Here is a 16,810-nt window from a genome sequence, read left to right on the forward strand (position 1 = left end):
AATAATCGGCAAAATTATCTCCTAATACTGTGGTGTATAACTGATATAAATCATTTAAAGTAAATGTTTCTGGTAAGACTTCAAAAGCTACCGGACTATACTCTAATTTATTTCGCAGCCGTCTGTGTCCATACGCTAAAACTTCGTTATGGTCAAAGGCTAATTGCGGTACTTGCTTCACTGGATACCAAGCTATACCACTTACTTTATCGGCAATTAATTCCGCTTCTTCAAAGCGAACAAGGGCAAAGTAGCTAACTGATAGATAGCGCACACCAAAGCTATTGATCGCTTCGCGTGGATCGCGATTGGGTCCGCCAAAGGTATACAATTGCTCTAAATAGAGATTGTTGACTTTAATTTTCTCGGACATGATGCGATAAGCGGCATCTTCTAATGATTCTCCTTGACGTACTAAAGTACCGGGAAGACTCCATTGATTTAAAAATGGTTCTTGCTGTCGCATTATTAATAAAACTAGTAGCCGATTTTGCGCGGTATCTACAGAAAAAATTACATTATCGACACCAACTTTGAAATCAGCCAAAGGTTGTTGATTTAACAGATTTGGAATTTTTTTTTGCTTGTGTCCTGGCATTCGTACAAATGCTTTTGTTGAATATAGTTAACAACAGGGGGAGTTAAAGCTTTAGGGTCTTTATTTTCACGATAAGCTGTTGAGGAAACATCTAAAGCGATGAGGTTAGCGATCGCAATTTTTCCTCCCAGATGAAGCACCCCTGACAAACTAGACTCATCTATCGCATATCCCGGTCGCGGTACTACTAGTAATTGTACTTGTCGCAACAAATCTTCAATACGATACCAACGCGGCAGCTGATTTAGCAAATCTGAACCGATAACTAATGTTAATTCTACGTCTTCACCTACACTCACTTTGGCTTTTTCCACCGTTTCGAGTGTTCTGAAGCTACTTAATTCTTGTTCTAAAACAACGTTGCGCTGTGGTGTATTCATATCCGCAATTAATAATCGTAGCATCGCCACTCGATGTTCCAAAGGTGTTTGATGCGATTTAAAGGGATTATTTGCTGCCCAAACTACCACGCGATCGTAATGTTCGGATAACCAATTTAAAATTGTTTGATGTCCAGCAGTTGGTGGATCGGCACTAGTACCAAATAAAGCAATGTTCAACATTTTGAATTAGTTAAGAGTTAGGAGTTAAAAGTGAGGAGTTAGGAGTTAGGAGTTAAAAATTAGGAGTTAGGAGTTATTCTCCTTGTCTCCTTGTTCCCTTGTCCCCTTGTCCCCCTGTCCCCCTGTCTCCCCCTCCCCCTGTCCCTAATCTTTGCGTCTGCTGGGTGAGTTTTTCTAACTCTGCGGAAATCTCTACTTGTACGGAGACAGGATGATTTAGTTTTCTGGTTTCTTCAGGTAAACTCGCGACTGAAGCTGCGCTGCGTTGGCGAATTTCTGCTAAAGTTTCTGAGGCTTGTATTCGTTTACCGTCTTTAACCATTAATTGCAATAAAGGTTGTTCTGTGCTATGACTTTCCGTTGCTAATCCCAAGCGATCGCCTTTTACTTTACCTTCATTTATAGTGCGAAAAATCTGCTTGCGTCCCGGATAAGTGATTTTGCCGCTAGACTCTTTCATGACAGGGATACCATCAATTTCTACTAGTTTATAAACTCCATTTATCGGCGAACCGGTAACTAGTCGCGTTCCCAATCCATAACCATCAATTTGGGCACCAGCTGCTTTGAGTTTAGCAATTTCCCACTCGTCCAAGTCACCACTAGCGAAAATCGACACATCAGGAAGAAGCGATCGCACTTCTTTTGATAAGCTAACTAAATCCCCAGAATCTAACCGAACTCCTGCTAATTTCATCTCTCCTGAGTTGACTTTTTCGGCTAACTTTTTGGCAGCTGCGATTGTGTCGTAAGTATCAATTAACAATGACGCACCCGGAAAATATCGATGAAATGCTGTAAATGCTTGTTCTTCACTACCTGCCATTGCCGATAAAGCCATGACTAAGGCGTGAGCCATTGTACCACTTGGCTTTTGTCTTAGTTGTAGCGCGGCTAACACATTGGATGTAGCGTCTAATCCACCTCCTAACGCTGCCCGCGCTGCCCACAAAGAACCTTGGGGACTAAATGCCCGTCTTGTACCAAATTCTAGTAAGGTGGCTTTCTCGCCTGCGACATCGCGAATCCGTGCGGCTTTTGTGGCAATTAAAGTCTGATAATTAATGGTATTTAACAGGTAAGTTTCTACTAACTGTGCTTGCCAAAGTGGTGCTTCGATACGCAACAACGGCTCATTCGCAAATACCGCTGTACCTTCTGGCACTGCCCACACCGAGCCGGTAAAACGTCCTTCAAGCAGCAATGACCAAAAGCGATCGCTTGCACCTTCAAAAATCCCCGTCGCTTGCAAAGCTGCCACTTGAGAAGAATTAAAGCGGAATTTTTCTAAATATTCCAACGCTTGCGCTAAACCCATCGCAATTAAATAACCAAAATTCTCAGGTAAGCGTCTCACAAACAATTCAAAACTTGCCGATGATTGTTCTACACCTTCACCCGTGTAACAAGCTGCCATTGTTAGCTGGTATAAGTCAGTCAGCAAACTGTAATCAGCCGCAGAGAAATTCAATTCTTGGTTCTCTTGCTGAATATTGGTATTTGCACAGTCCAAGTTTGGCAAAGTTATCATGCTCACGCGCCTTTACAAGAATGCTTTTATTTATGGTAAATTTTACCATAAATAATGTCAACTGTCGCAGGACTTATGTCATTTAGTGCTTGAAATCAGGTAATTGCGGTCAAATTAATACTATATATATCAATTAGTTCATATTTATTTATAGTATTTGTGATAAATAATCACAGGGCAGAACGTCTCTACGATAAATTAAAAATTTATTGGTATAGGTTACAATCATAATCAAAGGGCAAAGTTTAGTTTTTTTTATATAAAGTATTGCAACAAGACCTGAAGAATCATTGCATAAATTCTCAATATATTGAGAATCTGAGCCAGTCGAGAATAGGAGAATTAAAGTAGATACATCGCAATTAAAAACACTGCGAAAAAAGGAGAATTTAATATGATGGCTATCTCCAGAATATTAGCGAGCATTGCCCAGTATATTTCTGAAGCAGCGATGCGGATTTTTGGTCCTAATGATGATGCTTATCCTGTTATTGGTATACAACCTTTTACGGGTGAACCTTACAAAGGTGCAGCCGACAATTGGTAAATAATGATATTAGATGTGTCAATGAAAATTAAAGTCGGTGGAAAAGTAAATTATCCACCGACTTTTTTTGTTGGGAATTGGGAATTGGGAATGGGTAATTGGGAATGGGTAATTGGGAATGGGGCATGGGGCATAGGGCATGGAAAAAATCTCGCATTAAACAAAAGCCCATTGCCCATTAAACAATTGCCCATTACCTATTCCCTATTACCGATTACCCATTCCCCATTACCGATTACCCATTCCCCTAGTAAATGTTATTAAATCATTAATATTTGTCAGAGAGTGAAAGAAGCGATCGCTTGGATACTCTCTTAATAATGCTGGCTGTGGTAAGTCCTAACTAAAGGCTTTGTTTATTCCTAGTGCAAAAAATACGCTGGGGATAAATTTAGCCATTTCAGAGAATCAAAAACTAGGAAAACTTCAACAATGTTTTGGAAATTGATAGTTAGTGCTTTACTATTGCCCAGTTGCCTGGGATTTGAGACAGCAGCAGCACATATAACAAGTAAGGTTCAAAACCAGCCACAGTCTCAAGAATCGACATTGCCAGTTACTTCCACACTGGCAAATCAAAGTCTGATGAATTCCTTCAAACTTGCCAGCGAAGAAGATTCATCAATTCAAAGCAACTTGGAAGCTGATACAGCCCAAGTCAAACAGACCAAATACGAGTATTATCGGAATATCCATCACCAGCGTCTTCATCGTTATTGGCAAAAGGTAGGTTACCGTATCCATCGACGTCATCGCCGAGTGCGTCATCATCGCAGGTATAATCGAAACCGCATTTACTATCGTCAAAATTATCACCCCAGACGACATTACTACAGATACCAGCGTCAAAATCGTCACCCCAGACGACATTACTACAGATACCAGCGTCAATATCAACCCCAAAATTATCACAGACGACATAATTACAGATGCCAGTATTATAGTCATGGCAGATGTTACAACTAATGCCGCTAAGTAAAAAATTGCCCAAATTCCCCACAAATTAAACTCAAAAAACCTCAGCGTCCCTCTGCGATTACTTAGCGTTCCTCTGCGTTTAAAAACGCTACAATCTTATGCGTAAATCCTATTTATTCTCAACTCAGTAACTGAATCAACACAAAAGCAAAAGCCGCACTACCTATAGGAACTGTCAAATTGTCAACACCCAACAAAGAAAAAGCTTCTAAACCAGTAGCTATTAAAGCAACTATTAGTGATACCAGCCAAGTTTGCCAAACATTGCCCACAGTGAAGAGTAAAATCAAACTACAGACAATATAGCTGACAACAGCCATCGTCATAGAGCCTTCCCAGCTTTTTTGCACTCCAAAGACTTGATATTTATGTTTGCCAAATCGCTGTCCAATCAGCGCTGCTAATCCATCTCCCCATGCCATTATCAAAATGCCGATCGCCGCATACTGAGGTTGTTGCAAGTGCCAAAAGCAAGCAACTAAAACACCTATACTAACAGCATAAAAAAATGTCCCCAAACTTTGGCGTCCAACACTATTAATAGCTGGGAGAATCGGAAATATATAGGATAGTAAGGTAACAGCACTCGCTAAAATCGAAGCTGTAATCCCCACACTCGCGGGCATATCCAGCAACCAAGCAAATAAAATCACATTGCCAGTGCCAATATGAACGATTTTACGCAAAAGTTCTGCATCGCTGTTGACAAAACGATTTGTCAGCCACGCAATTAGAAGGATGAGCGATACCCAAACGGCTACGATCGCAAATTGCAGCGACAAAGATGGACTTGACTGTAAATCAAAAAATGAAGTTAACAATACAACAATATGAAAAACGTTGACGCTTATTATCAATGTATAGGATTTGGGTTACTGCGATGAAATTATTATTTATTTGGTTAATTAAAGGTTATCGCATTTTCATATCACCGCTGTTTCCCCCAACTTGTCGCTTTCAGCCCACTTGTTCAATGTATGCGATCGAAGCAATTGAACGATTTGGAGTTATACGCGGTAGTTGGATGGCAATTTGGCGGATTTTGCGCTGCCATCCCTTTCATCCCGGTGGATACGATCCAGTACCGGAGGAGGGGGGGAGAGGGGGGGAGAGGGAGAGGGGGGGATGAGGGGGATGGGGGGGATGAGGGGGATGAGGGGGACAATTATCAATTATCAATTACCAATTACCAATTACCAATTACCAATTACCAATCCCCAATGCCCAATGCCCAAAATGGAAATGAGACCTTATCATCAAGTGCCAATTATCGAATGTGGTGAACCGTTGGTGGAGATTCCTTTAGAATTGTTTGCGGTGGAATCTCCCCATCCTTATGAAAAGCTAGGTGCGCCTTATGGGGAACATTCTCCTTATTTTATCCGGGAAAGCTTGATTGACAACTTGATAGAAGCGCAAAGTTACTTACAGTTAATACATCCAAATTGGCGCATTCAAATTTTTGATGTTTATCGCCCGGTTGCTGTGCAACAGTTTATGGTAGATTACAGTTTTGCTCAAGCGCTAGAAGAAAGGGGATTAATTGAGCCTGAGTTGTCACTATCTAAACGCCAAGAGATTTGGGAAGCGGTTTATCAAATTTGGGCTGTACCCAGTTTAGATGAAAAGACTCCGCCTCCCCACAGTACAGGTGCGGCGGTGGATGTGACGTTGGTAGATGATAATGGACGAGTAGTTGATATGGGTTCTGTGATTGATGAAATGTCAGAGCGATCGCTTCCCGATTACTTTGCCAATAATAGCGTCGAAGCACAACAATATCACGCTCATCGTCAACTGTTGCATAACGTCATGTTAAAAGCCGGATTTCAACGCAATCCTAGAGAATGGTGGCATTTCTCTTTAGGAGATCAGATGTGGGCATGGTTGAATAATCAATTGATACCAACTAATTCTCTCACAGCCCGTTATGGACGTGTTGTTAGTGGTTAGTGGATAGTGGATAGTGGGTAGTGGTTAGTGGATAGTGGTTAGTGGATAGTGGATAGTGGTTAACAACCAACAACTAACAACTAACAACCAACAACTAACAACTAACAACTAACAACTAACAACCAACAACTAACAACCAACAACTAACAACTAACAACTAACAACTAACAACTAACAACCAACAACTAACAACCAACAACTAACAACTAACAACTAACAACCAACAACTAACAACCAACAACTAACAACTAACAACTAACAACCAACACCTATTCAAGCATCTTGAGGATTTAGCTTAACTAACTCGTCGGTGGTGTAAGCACCAATCGGACTCCACAGTAAATAAGGTACTAGCAAACCCGCTGCCAGTGGGGAAATCGGCAAAACGGAAATTGTTAACAGCACACCCAAAATGACACCAACTGAACCAATAATCTCACCTCTTCTGAGACTGCGGAACCTCAGCATTATCGGTATGTAGGTGACAGTGATAATTTCCAGCAGCAGGTATAAACCCATTAGCAGCCAGGTTATCAAACTTCCGGGGTTTTTTTGCCAAACAATATTAGCCGAAGCTGCACCGCAAATGAAAATCACAGTCCAAATAATCGGAATTAGTGGTTCAAAAACTAGCCATCTGGGACGAGTTAAGTTAGCGAACCATTTGATATCACGCGGAGTGATGAAGAAACTACCAATCATCACAACGAAAGTTATCGCCCCAATAATCATCCAAGATTTAATCATATTCATCTCCCAAATAAGTGCATTTGTCAAGTTGTATCTTGATATCGTTTACTTAAGGTTATTCAGCCTCAATTTTTTGGAACCGCAGTCACTTCACAACAAACCGTCGTTAGTATAAGTTGCTTATTTGTCACCACGCTAAAAGCTGTCGTTACCAATGCAGAAGCTGTCGTTACCAACATTCAAGCTGTCGTTACTAATGCTTCAACTTTGGTTACAAACATTCAAGCTGTCGTTACGAATGCAGAAGCTGTCGTTACTAATGCTTCAACTTTCGTTACAAACAAGAAGCTGTCGTTACCATTGCTTAAACTTTCGTTACAACGCTAATCATTAAGACAACAAACTAATGCTTTTACAAAGGTATCCTCTGTGCAGCTATTATCCTTAACTAAACCGGATTGAGTTACACACGGCAATTTTGACAATTTTCAAGTATGCTTTTAATCAGTCGCAGGTTGTAGTTTTGATAGAAAGTGGATAGTGGGTAGTGGGTAGTGGGTAGTGGATAGTGGATAGTGGGTAGTGGATAGTTGATAGTAAAAAAAATAACAACGCTCCAACCAACCACCAACAACCAACCACCAACAACCAACCACCAACAACTAACCACCAACAACTAACCACCAACAACTAACCACCAACCAACAACTAACCACCAACCATCAACTAACGCTTATTTATCTTGAGGATTAAGCTTGGTCATTGCTTGAGTGGTGTAAGTGCCAATAGGACTCCAAAGTAAATAAGGAACCAGTAACAGTGCTGCCCAACCAGAAACGGGTAAAACTGCTAAAGTTAAAATAACAGCGATAATAAAACCGATCGCACCAATAATTGTACCGATTTTCAGGCTGCGAAGTCTAAACATTACAGGGGTGTAAGCGATGGTAGCAATTTCTAAAAGTAGGTATAAACCCATTCGCAACCATGTTTCAGTCGTTGAGGGGTTTTTTTCCCAGACAATATAAGCTGACCAAGCACCGCAGATAAATATTACAGTCCAAATAAGTGGAATTGCGGCTTCAAAAGTTAGCCATCTCGGTCTTTGCAAGCTTTTAAACCATCTGCGATCGCTTGGGGTAATGAAATTAGCAGCCAGCGCAACTACGAAAGTCACACCCCCAATCACCATCCAAGATTTAATCATGCCCCACATCCCTGACGCTTAGAAGGAAGATCGCGCCTTATATTCAGATTTTGCCAATTTACAAGTAAATTGCTCATCATCCCTCAGTTTGATTTGCTTGCATTCAAAGTAAAAAATCCTCACTCCAGCACTTCATTACTACTGCATGTGTATCTTAAGAAAGGAAATTGGTAGAAAAACGTTTGTTAAAGTCATACTTAAGAGCGATCGCGCTAAAAATAAAGTTGTTAAGTGCGAAAGCGTACTGAAGCTTGATGCAACTTTGAATTATTCTCAAAGAAGATAAGTAATAACTAACGCTTTAAAGCATCGCCCGTTGCTTGGTTGCTGTTTCTTAACTAACACACAAAGCGAGAACTTTCCCGTATCTCGGCTAAAAAGCCCAGTCATTTATCAAAAAATTGTTTGCATTGGTCTGCCTGCAAAACGGCAGGCAAATGTTGTCTGTTTAATTAAATAACGCTGTTTGTATTCAAACAAAGTATTTCCCTATGATGTGCGATCAATCTTTACGGCTTAACGGTGTGCGAGTGCTGGTTGTTGATAATAACCCTGATTGTAGAGATTTACTGAGAATGGTGTTTGAAGATTATGGCATAGAGACGATCGCCTGTAATTGCGTAAGCGAGGCTGTAGAAATTCTCAAACAAGTTAAACCAGATGTTTTGATTAGCGAAATTGCCTTGCCCAATGAAGACGGCTTTTCGTTGATGCATAAGGTAAAAGCATTTGAGGTTGCCGAACAAGTCGAGATTCCCGCGATCGCTTTAACGACATACGACACAAAGTATGATCGTGCCTATGCTCGATTAGTCGGTTTTTGCAAGCACTTATCCAAACCTGTTGACTTTGACGAGTTAATCGCAACAGTTGCTAACGTAACTAAACAAATTCAATTGGTGAGTGCAGCATGAATGCGACTGTTTTTACTCAACAGCTAAAAGCGATGAGCGATCGCTTAACTAATTTATATCAACAAATCAACACATCCTCATCACCACCAGTGCTGTCATCAATGACAGAACTTAGCATTGCCTCTGAGAGACTTCAGATAGCAGCACAGATGGTTTATCAGCAAAATCAAAAGTTATCATTAGCTAACCAGACTCTAAAAGTCGAGTCTCAGCGCTACAAAGAGTTGTTAGAGTTTATCCCCGATGCTTGCTTGCTGACAGATACAAGCGGGAAAATTCAAGAAGCGAATTTGGCAGCAGCTAAATTGCTGAACCTTCCCCAATCTGTGCTGATTAATCGATCGCTTAAAGCTTTTATAAGTTACGATCGGCAAGAGTTTCAAACTCAATTGCGGCATCAGCAAGAACCTAGCAAACAAGAGTGGCAGTTAAGCTTGCAGCCTTATAAAAAAGAAGCAATTCATGTTAATGTCTTTGTAAGCCACCAGTCAGCAAACGAACCGCAGACTCTGCGCTGGCTGTTACGTTTGAGCGATTCTCTTTCAGAGAGGCTACGCCAACGCAGAAGAGTTGAAGCAAAACAACCTGACACTCTTGTTGATCAAAGCTATCCTTTGCAGCTTTATTTAAAAGGAGAAACAATTCCTTTAAACTCTGAGGTAATTTGGCAGGTTCACTCAGGACTAGTAAAGCTAACAACGTTTTGCGATTCTCTTTCAGAGAGGCTATGCCAACGCGCTCAAGAAGTGTTAGTTGGGTTAGCAGGTGCAAAAGCTGCCTTTGGTTCTAGCTTGACTTCGCTGCCACTCTATGAAGCAACTGCCCTAGTTGATACTCAGGTATCCTGTATTTCACTCACCGAGTTAGTGAATTCCAATCAACTCAAACAGCAGCTTTTACCGCAAATTAGCCAACGACTCAAACAAACCGAATCGCTACTTGCTGTTCACGGGCAAACACGAGTTGCAGACCGTCTGCACAGTTTATTACAGTTGTTAAAACACGAAGTTGGGGAACCTGTAGCCGATGGCATCCGGCTGAGTGTTCGTCTAACTCATGAAGACCTTGCCTCTGCTTGCTGCACAACTAGAGTAACCGTCACCCGGACGCTTAACCAACTAGAAAAGCAAAACAAGCTGAGTGTAGATTCTCAGCATCACATAATTTTGAAGGCATAAGACAACTGTCAAAAAAAGGGAAAGTATCTCAGTTATTTGAGAAAATTTCGGAAAAATTTACATAATTAACTCAAGTTGCAGATTATCAATTTATCTGGAGATTTATGCCAACCGTACAACAAAGTGGCGCTTGCGCGTAGCGCAAGCGCCATTTTTTAATAAACAATGAGTTGTATACGAGTTCTAACACTTTCCAGATGACTGTTGAAAATTATCTGCTAGCTGCCATGCCCCGCGAGTTATACGACAAGCTAGCCTCCAACCTGAAGCGAGTCTCCCTGCAACGGGGGGACATGCTGCACTATCCCGGCGAGACTATCGAGGATCTCTATTTCCCCATCGATTGCGTCCTTTCGATCACCATCACGATGAACGACGGCAGAACGGCTGAGACGGGTATAGTCGGCAAGCGTGAAGCGATCGGCATCAATGCCTTTATGGGCGGAAGCGAGACTACGCAGACGACATACATTGTACAGGTCGCTGGCAGCGCGTTCAAAATGGATGCGCGTCCACTGCTGGAGGAGTTCGATCGCAATAAAGATTTGCGCGACGTGCTGCTGTTCTATACACAAGCTTTCATCGCCCAAATCTCCCAGACTACCGCCTGCAACCGCTTGCACACCCTAGAACAACGCTTGGCACGCTGGCTACTGGAAGTGCAAGACCGCGTTGAATCAAACGAACTGAGGCTGACGCAGGAGTTTATCTCCGACATGCTGGGCGTGCGCCGCGCCGGTGTCACCCAAGCTGCCCAAAAGCTTCAGGATAGCGGTCTCATACGCTACACGCGCGGTCACGTCGATATCCTCGATTTACAGGCACTCGAAGCGGGTGCGTGCGAGTGTTTCCGAGTTGTCAAAGACGAATACGATCGCTTACTTGGAGAAAAGGACAGAGGCGATCGATAAAATTGTTCTCACCTTTTCTGATACAGCAAAAAACAAAGGCTGAAGTTAATCTACGTATTATCACTGCAATAAAATACTTGAGATTATATTATTATGACTTTGCTTCCATCTAAAACTAACATTTTTTCAACGAGTAAAGCCCCACTCATGAGCGAGAAACAAAACACGCCGCCGTCAATTTTGCTACTCGAACAAGATGACGAGACGCGCCCGTTTATGATAACTAATCTCCGCAACGTCGGCTACCACGTAATTGTAGCGCTAGACGAAGAAAGCGCGATAGAACGGGCGATTGGGGGGCGTAAAAGCCCTGATATGATATTGATTAACCAGGTAAGGCTGTCGATAGAAGAGTTCATTAACATGGGGCGGCGCATACGTCAAGCCGTAGGACTTCCCAGCCACACCCCGATTGTTGTCATAGCTGAAAAGTACGGGGAGGATATGGAAGGCAAGGATGTTAAGGTGGGCGAAAGTGAGTATGTCACTTACCCAGAAGATGCAGAACAGTTGATCAATCTTCTGCACCGTCTTTGCCCAGTCTAGAGACTTTCTTTTAATTACACCAACCCGGAACGCAGAGCGACAACAGCTGCTTGCACGCGATCATCAACTGCTAACTTGTTCATAATTCCTCGGACGTGAGTTTTCACCGTATTCGGACTGAGATATAATTTCTCAGCAATTTCTGGATTACTCAAACCGTCTACCATCAGTTTCAAAACTTCTAACTCGCGTCCCGATAAATTGCCTACTTTGTGGTGCAGGCGGTAGCCTAGAAATTATTTGTTGAATTCGCTCAAATTTATAGAATATAAGAGCTAATGTTTTCTTTGGAGACTTCGGGCGGCATTTGAGCTGGTTGCGAACAAAGGTACGCAGAAACGTGGCGTAACAGTGGCTTGAAAGGAAGAGAAAGTGAGAAAATCGGATGGAACACCAAGACAATATCCATGCCCAGGAAGATTCGAGAGTTGAAATCTCAGATTGCGCGTGAAGGATTTGTTTACCTGCCCAAGCGCGGCAAGGGTAGCCATGAGCGTTGGCGGCATCCTATGCTTGGAAAAACACTGACAATCTCAGGCAAGGATGGAGATGATGTGCCACTCTATCTAGAAAAACAACTAGCAAAGTTACTTACTACACTGGAAGAGTTAAGGGAGGACAAGGATTCATGAATCGGTACAGCATGATTGTTCAATGGTCTGATGAAGATCAGCTTTTCCTAGTCACGATTCCAGAGTTTGCCGATCTTGTTGTGATGCCTTGCACTCATGGCAAAAATCGTGAGGAAGCAATTCATAACGGTGAAGAAGTTATTGAAATGTACTTGGAAGCTTGGCAAGCAGAAGGTGAACCTATCCCTGAACCTAGGACGCTTCAGGTTGCCTAATGGTCGTAGCGATTTCTTTTAATTACACCAACCCGGAACGCAGAGCGACAACTGCTGCTTGCACGCGATCGTCAACTGCTAACTTATTCATAATTCCTCGGACGTGAGTTTTCACCGTGTTCGGACTCAGATATAATTTCTCGGCAATTTCTGGATTACTCAAACCGTCTACCATCAGTTTCAAAACTTCTAACTCGCGTTGCGATAAATTTGCCGTATTACCTGTGGGGGTAGGAGGTTTAAGATTTTCAATTACTTGTCTGGCAATTTGCGGATCGAGATAAGCAGCACCTTCAACCGCAGCAGCGATCGCATTCAACAACCGCTCGACACTCGCCCCTTTGATACAATAAGCATCAGCACCACTAGATAACGCGGCAATAATTTCTGTCTCTGTTTTATGAGATGTCAGCATCACTACATGCGTTTGTGGTAATGCAGCTTTAATTTGTTGTGTCGCTGCAATTCCATCCAATCGCGGTAAACCAATATCCATCACCACCAAATCTGGTTTCAGTTTCAGTGCAGCTTGCACACCCAAATAACCATCTTCCGCTTGTCCGACAATTTCCAACTGAGGATGAGCCATTAATGATTGTTCTAATCCGAGTTGCATCATCGGATCGTCTTCAACAATTAACACCCGCAACGGTGCAGCATCTAAAGGTAGATTGAACGCAGAGACTGTATTTGAAGACATTTTTTGTGTGTTGGTGGTTAGTGGATGGTGGATATCACTAGCCTTCAGGCTAAAGCCTGAGGCTACACGAACAAAGCCTGCCTCCGCAGGCTAAAATCTTTATAGCCCACGTAGGTGGGCTTTGTTTGTGTAGCCCTACCCTTCCAGGGTGAGGGCGGTATATTTCCTAACTCCTAACTCTTTTACTCTTCCACGCGATAACCGAGTTCAGCCAAACTGACGCGAGACTGACGCCACTTTGGTTGTACCTTGACGAATAATTCTAGATAGACTTTGCCGGCGATTAACTTTTGGATTTGTTCGCGAGCTGCACTACCTATAGCTTTAAGCATAGCTCCACCTTTACCGATGAGAATGCCTTTTTGGGAATCTCGTTCAACGTTGATGGTGGCAAGTACGCGAGTGATAGCTGGTGTTTCTTCGACTTGATCGATCGCGATCGCTACCGAATGGGGAACTTCCTCACGAGTTAACAGCAAAATCTGTTCTCGAATCAATTCTCCCATAATAAAGCGTTCCGGTTGGTCAGTTACCAAGTCGGGTGGATAGTAGAAGGGTCCGAGTTCTAAATGTTCAATTAATAAATTTTGCAGTTCAGGCAATCCAGTCCCAGTCTTGGCGGAAAATTTTCCTGTTTGCCATTTATAGGATTGTGCTAACTCAGCGTAACTATCGTTTATAACCTGAGAATCTTTCGGTTGTTGATCGATTTTGTTTACACCCAAAATTACAGGTGTTTCGCTTTTAGTCAACAAATCGGCAATATAGCGATCGCCTGTACCACAACTTGTCGAGCCATCTACTACAAACAGCACTACATCCACCGATTCAATCGCAATTTTCGCATTTTTCACCAGCACTTCCCCTAATTGGTGATGGGGTTTGTGAATTCCTGGTGTATCGACAAATATTAACTGCGCTTCTGGTGTCGTTAAAATGCCTCGCAAACGATTGCGTGTAGTTTGCGCTACTGGAGAAGTTATGGCAATTTTTTGTCCTACTAATTGATTCATTAACGTAGATTTACCGACATTGGGACGACCGATAATGCCGATAAAACCCGATTTGAACTCAGGAGGAGCCTGGGGGACAGTTACTTCTCCTGAAAAAGAGAAGGTATAATTATCAATACTTTTCACCTTTGGCTCCACCGTCATAGTTTATATATATGGTAAGTTGATTTTATTCGACACAAAACAAACATAAAATCACCCTGGAAGTTTCGACGATTGCCTTTACTTAAGTTTAATTTACTACTAATTATATTATTCGGAGAATAATGTCATAAAAGATATGGGAAAACCAAAACGCATTGGAATTCTGACTAGTGGTGGAGATTGCTCTGGTTTAAATGCTGCAATCAGAGCTGTAGTGTATTGTGCTGTGGGAACTTATGGTTGGGAGGTTTTGGGTATTCGGCAAGCGACTTTAGGATTGATGGTGCGTCCTCCACAATTCACAAAACTGGAAGTTGACCAAGTTAATACGCTATTAACTGCTGGTGGTACAATGTTAGGAACAACTAACAAAGGCGATCCTTTTGCCTTCCCGATGGCAGATGGAAGTGTATGCGATCGCTCTAATGAAATTATTGCAGGCTATCACCAATTGAATTTAGATGCTTTAATTGGAATTGGTGGCGATGGTAGTTTGGCAATTCTCCGTCGGCTTGCACAACAAGGTAGTATAAATTTAGTTGGTATTCCCAAAACAATTGATAACGATATTGGGATTACAGAACATGCGATCGGTTTTGATACAGCAGTAAATATTGCCACCGAAGCACTAGATCGCTTACATTTTACCGCTGCAAGTCATAGCCGCGTCATGATTTTAGAAGTGATGGGACGTGACGCAGGACACATCGCCATTGCAGCGGGAATTGCGGGGGGAGCCGATGTAATTTTGATTCCAGAAATTCCCTACACAATTGAGCATATTTGTCAAAGAATCAAAGAACAGCAAGAGAAAAACAAAAATTATTGTTTGATAATTGTATCTGAGGCAGTTCGCAATCAAGAGGGTGTAAATGTCACAATTACAAATCGCTTAGGTCAATCTCGATATGGTGGTATTGGTGAATATTTAGCCGACCAAATTATCCAGCGTATTAATGCAGAAACACGAGTCACCGTTTTAGGACATATTCAACGAGGTGGAACAGCTTCACCTTTAGATAGATTAGTTGCAGCAGCTTTTGGTGTAGCAGCGGTTAATCTGATTGCAGAGGGTAAATATGATCGCATGGTAACGTGGCAAAATCGTCAAGTTGTCAGCGTACCAATTGCCGAAGCGATCGCTCAATATAGAGCTGTCGATCCAAATGGTACTCTAGTTAAAACCGCTCGTGGCATCGGTATCTATTTAGGAGATTGAGTTAATAAATTTAAATTGTAGGGTGTGTTATGCCGGAGGCTAACGCACCATTCATAATTTAGGTGCGTTACGCGTTCCGCGATAACGCACCCTACGTCTGGTAAGATAGTTTTACCCATTCCCCATTCCCAATTTAACTGATAATTCCCATCACAAACTCACCTTCATTCACAGCTTGATTGCTAGAAGTATCATAAACTAATCCATCTTCTTCGCAGCAGACATCAATTACAACAGGTAACTTACCCTCTTTATTAAAACTGAGAATTTGATAAAGTCGTTCTCCAGCTTTAACTTCACTACCCAATTTTACCCTTGATTGAATCATTCCCCCTGCCGAAGCATAATACTTTATCACATTACTTCTTGCCCTAAAACTCATCTCTTGAGATAGATTTTCATTTTCAGTTAAATTAATTTGCAAAACACCTTTTTTAATTAAATAATTTTTAACACCCCGCACACCTTTAGCCACCGAATCAGGAATCATCTGCATTCCCGTACCCAGTTCAAGCGTCCAAGCTTCCACATCAAACTTAACTTCTCTCCCAAGCTGTTGAAAACAATCTTCCAGCGCTAACCAAGGTTTGATAAAAGCTTCATCAAAAGCATCACCATCATATTTATCAAGTATAAATCCGTCTTTGAGTAAAAAGTATTTAGCACTTTCTTCGCGATTTCGGAAATAATAAAGATAATTTATGCCTTGATTTGAAGCACTGTGTAAATCAATTAAGTAGTCTGCATCTAAACTGAGAGATTGTAGTTGATAGCGAAACCGCTCAGTATAAGGTACGCTACTAGGAGAATTAATTTTATCTAAAAGTTCTCCAAACTTCTCCTTAATTCTGCTGAGATAATTCTGTCTGACAACCTCAATATCAAAATGAAGTTGAGATTTAGCAAAAGCTAGTAAATCATCAGCTTCCTTTTCATAATCCCAAAAAATGCGATTCCAATCCTTCGCTTCATAAACGCAGTATCTACCAGAAGAAAAAACATGCGATCGCTCATTAGTCCCCATCGGATTGCAAACCGGAACCAGCCAAACTTCCCCAATTAAATCAGTATCATTTATCGTCTGTAAAAACTCGATAAGCTGATGAATCACAGCATTACCAGCAATTTCCGCACCATGCAGATTAGATTGAATGTAAACCTTATTACCAGCATTAGCACCAATAAACTTGTAAACTTGTAGCGATAAAACATCACCACTAGCCATTTGACGCAACTTAATCGTCACAATCTCTGGAATCATCCTATTATAC

General features: G+C 41.8%; 21 protein-coding genes and 1 pseudogene. 12 read left to right on the forward strand and 10 right to left on the reverse strand.

Going from position 1 to position 16,810, the window contains the following annotated elements; all coding sequences use genetic code 11:
- The 3 genes from AABK37_RS21755 to AABK37_RS21765 all read right to left on the reverse strand — a co-directional run.
- Positions 1-598, reverse strand: a 598-nt coding sequence (locus AABK37_RS21755; RefSeq protein ID WP_432553616.1) for an NUDIX hydrolase, incomplete at its 3' end; no start/stop codon positions are given.
- Positions 559-1,158 carry a nicotinate-nucleotide adenylyltransferase gene (locus AABK37_RS21760; RefSeq protein ID WP_432553653.1) on the reverse strand — a complete coding sequence of 200 codons (600 nt, stop codon included), beginning with the start codon at positions 1,156-1,158 and terminating at the stop codon, positions 559-561. The genes AABK37_RS21755 and AABK37_RS21760, both read right to left, overlap by 40 nt.
- 76 nt (positions 1,159-1,234) lie before the next feature.
- The gene (locus AABK37_RS21765; protein ID WP_432553617.1) at positions 1,235-2,692 is read right to left on the reverse strand and encodes a nicotinate phosphoribosyltransferase; all 1,458 of its coding nucleotides are present in this window, start codon (positions 2,690-2,692) and stop codon (positions 1,235-1,237) included.
- Positions 2,693-3,089: 397 nt separating this feature from the next.
- Between AABK37_RS21765 and AABK37_RS21770 the strand changes: the two genes are divergently transcribed.
- From AABK37_RS21770 to AABK37_RS21780, 3 genes are all read left to right on the forward strand, one after another.
- Positions 3,090-3,239: a hypothetical protein gene (locus tag AABK37_RS21770; protein WP_039743319.1), complete on the forward strand. Its 150-nt coding sequence runs from the start codon at positions 3,090-3,092 to the stop codon at positions 3,237-3,239.
- Positions 3,240-3,260: 21 nt separating this feature from the next.
- A complete protein-coding gene (locus AABK37_RS21775) occupies positions 3,261-3,503 on the forward strand; it encodes a hypothetical protein (RefSeq protein ID WP_432553618.1) in 243 nt (80 codons plus the stop codon).
- A gap of 168 nt (positions 3,504-3,671) precedes the next feature.
- Complete coding sequence (locus AABK37_RS21780; protein WP_432553619.1) at positions 3,672-4,205, forward strand: hypothetical protein; 534 nt, start codon at positions 3,672-3,674, stop codon at positions 4,203-4,205.
- A gap of 131 nt (positions 4,206-4,336) precedes the next feature.
- Here AABK37_RS21780 and AABK37_RS21785 read toward each other — a convergent pair whose 3' ends face one another.
- Entirely contained in the window at positions 4,337-5,038 is a 702-nt protein-coding gene (locus AABK37_RS21785; RefSeq protein WP_432553620.1) for a diacylglycerol/polyprenol kinase family protein, read from the reverse strand.
- A 59-nt stretch (positions 5,039-5,097) separates the two neighbouring features.
- On the opposite strand from AABK37_RS21785, the gene yidD reads away from it, so the two are divergent.
- Both yidD and AABK37_RS21795 read left to right on the forward strand, forming a co-directional pair.
- Positions 5,098-5,346: a membrane protein insertion efficiency factor YidD gene (yidD, locus tag AABK37_RS21790; RefSeq protein ID WP_432553621.1), complete on the forward strand. Its 249-nt coding sequence runs from the start codon at positions 5,098-5,100 to the stop codon at positions 5,344-5,346.
- Positions 5,347-5,459: 113 nt separating this feature from the next.
- Positions 5,460-6,170 carry a M15 family metallopeptidase gene (locus tag AABK37_RS21795; RefSeq protein ID WP_432553654.1) on the forward strand — a complete coding sequence of 237 codons (711 nt, stop codon included), beginning with the start codon at positions 5,460-5,462 and terminating at the stop codon, positions 6,168-6,170.
- Between the two features lie 273 nt (positions 6,171-6,443).
- Here the strand turns inward: AABK37_RS21795 and AABK37_RS21800 are convergent, their stop codons facing one another.
- Together AABK37_RS21800 and AABK37_RS21805 are read right to left on the reverse strand one after the other, a co-directional pair.
- Positions 6,444-6,917 carry a TspO/MBR family protein gene (locus tag AABK37_RS21800; RefSeq protein ID WP_432553622.1) on the reverse strand — a complete coding sequence of 158 codons (474 nt, stop codon included), beginning with the start codon at positions 6,915-6,917 and terminating at the stop codon, positions 6,444-6,446.
- A gap of 676 nt (positions 6,918-7,593) precedes the next feature.
- Positions 7,594-8,067 carry a TspO/MBR family protein gene (locus AABK37_RS21805; RefSeq protein WP_432553623.1) on the reverse strand — a complete coding sequence of 158 codons (474 nt, stop codon included), beginning with the start codon at positions 8,065-8,067 and terminating at the stop codon, positions 7,594-7,596.
- Between the two features lie 491 nt (positions 8,068-8,558).
- On the opposite strand from AABK37_RS21805, the gene AABK37_RS21810 reads away from it, so the two are divergent.
- The 4 genes from AABK37_RS21810 (at position 8,559) to AABK37_RS21825 (ending at position 11,616) form a co-directional block, all read left to right on the forward strand.
- Complete coding sequence (locus AABK37_RS21810; RefSeq protein ID WP_432553624.1) at positions 8,559-8,981, forward strand: response regulator; 423 nt, start codon at positions 8,559-8,561, stop codon at positions 8,979-8,981.
- Positions 8,978-10,159: a PAS domain-containing protein gene (locus AABK37_RS21815; RefSeq protein WP_432553625.1), complete on the forward strand. Its 1,182-nt coding sequence runs from the start codon at positions 8,978-8,980 to the stop codon at positions 10,157-10,159. Before AABK37_RS21810 ends, AABK37_RS21815 begins: the two co-directional genes overlap by 4 nt.
- Positions 10,160-10,356: 197 nt before the next feature.
- A complete protein-coding gene (locus tag AABK37_RS21820) occupies positions 10,357-11,070 on the forward strand; it encodes a Crp/Fnr family transcriptional regulator (protein WP_432553626.1) in 714 nt (237 codons plus the stop codon).
- A gap of 216 nt (positions 11,071-11,286) precedes the next feature.
- The gene (locus AABK37_RS21825) at positions 11,287-11,616 is read left to right on the forward strand and encodes a hypothetical protein (protein WP_432553627.1); all 330 of its coding nucleotides are present in this window, start codon (positions 11,287-11,289) and stop codon (positions 11,614-11,616) included.
- A gap of 14 nt (positions 11,617-11,630) precedes the next feature.
- Here the strand turns inward: AABK37_RS21825 and AABK37_RS21830 are convergent.
- Positions 11,631-11,825 (reverse strand): annotated as a pseudogene (locus AABK37_RS21830) (response regulator transcription factor); the annotation flags it as partial.
- A 198-nt stretch (positions 11,826-12,023) separates the two neighbouring features.
- On the opposite strand from AABK37_RS21830, the gene AABK37_RS21835 reads away from it, so the two are divergent.
- Both AABK37_RS21835 and AABK37_RS21840 read left to right on the forward strand, forming a co-directional pair.
- Positions 12,024-12,248, forward strand: a complete 225-nt coding sequence (locus AABK37_RS21835) for a type II toxin-antitoxin system HicA family toxin (protein WP_432553628.1) — start codon at positions 12,024-12,026, stop codon at positions 12,246-12,248.
- Complete coding sequence (locus AABK37_RS21840) at positions 12,245-12,463, forward strand: type II toxin-antitoxin system HicB family antitoxin (protein ID WP_432553629.1); 219 nt, start codon at positions 12,245-12,247, stop codon at positions 12,461-12,463. Before AABK37_RS21835 ends, AABK37_RS21840 begins: the two co-directional genes overlap by 4 nt.
- A gap of 22 nt (positions 12,464-12,485) precedes the next feature.
- Here AABK37_RS21840 and AABK37_RS21845 read toward each other — a convergent pair whose 3' ends face one another.
- Both AABK37_RS21845 and era read right to left on the reverse strand, forming a co-directional pair.
- Entirely contained in the window at positions 12,486-13,163 is a 678-nt protein-coding gene (locus AABK37_RS21845; RefSeq protein ID WP_432553630.1) for a response regulator, read from the reverse strand.
- Between the two features lie 182 nt (positions 13,164-13,345).
- Positions 13,346-14,320, reverse strand: coding sequence for a GTPase Era (gene era / locus AABK37_RS21850; protein ID WP_432553631.1), 975 nt, complete (start codon positions 14,318-14,320; stop codon positions 13,346-13,348).
- Between the two features lie 136 nt (positions 14,321-14,456).
- Here era and AABK37_RS21855 point away from each other — a divergent pair, with 136 nt between their 5' ends.
- On the forward strand, positions 14,457-15,539 hold the full coding sequence (locus tag AABK37_RS21855) for an ATP-dependent 6-phosphofructokinase (RefSeq protein ID WP_432553632.1): 1,083 nt from the start codon (positions 14,457-14,459) through the stop codon (positions 15,537-15,539).
- Between the two features lie 133 nt (positions 15,540-15,672).
- On the opposite strand, the gene AABK37_RS21860 is transcribed toward AABK37_RS21855, so the two are convergent.
- Positions 15,673-16,800 (reverse strand): succinylglutamate desuccinylase/aspartoacylase family protein, encoded by a 1,128-nt coding sequence (locus AABK37_RS21860; protein WP_432553633.1) that lies wholly within the window; start codon positions 16,798-16,800, stop codon positions 15,673-15,675.
- Positions 16,801-16,810 lie beyond the last annotated feature (10 nt).

This window comes from Tolypothrix sp. VBCCA 56010, assembly GCF_050875635.1.
Lineage (GTDB): Bacteria > Cyanobacteriota > Cyanobacteriia > Cyanobacteriales > Nostocaceae > Hassallia.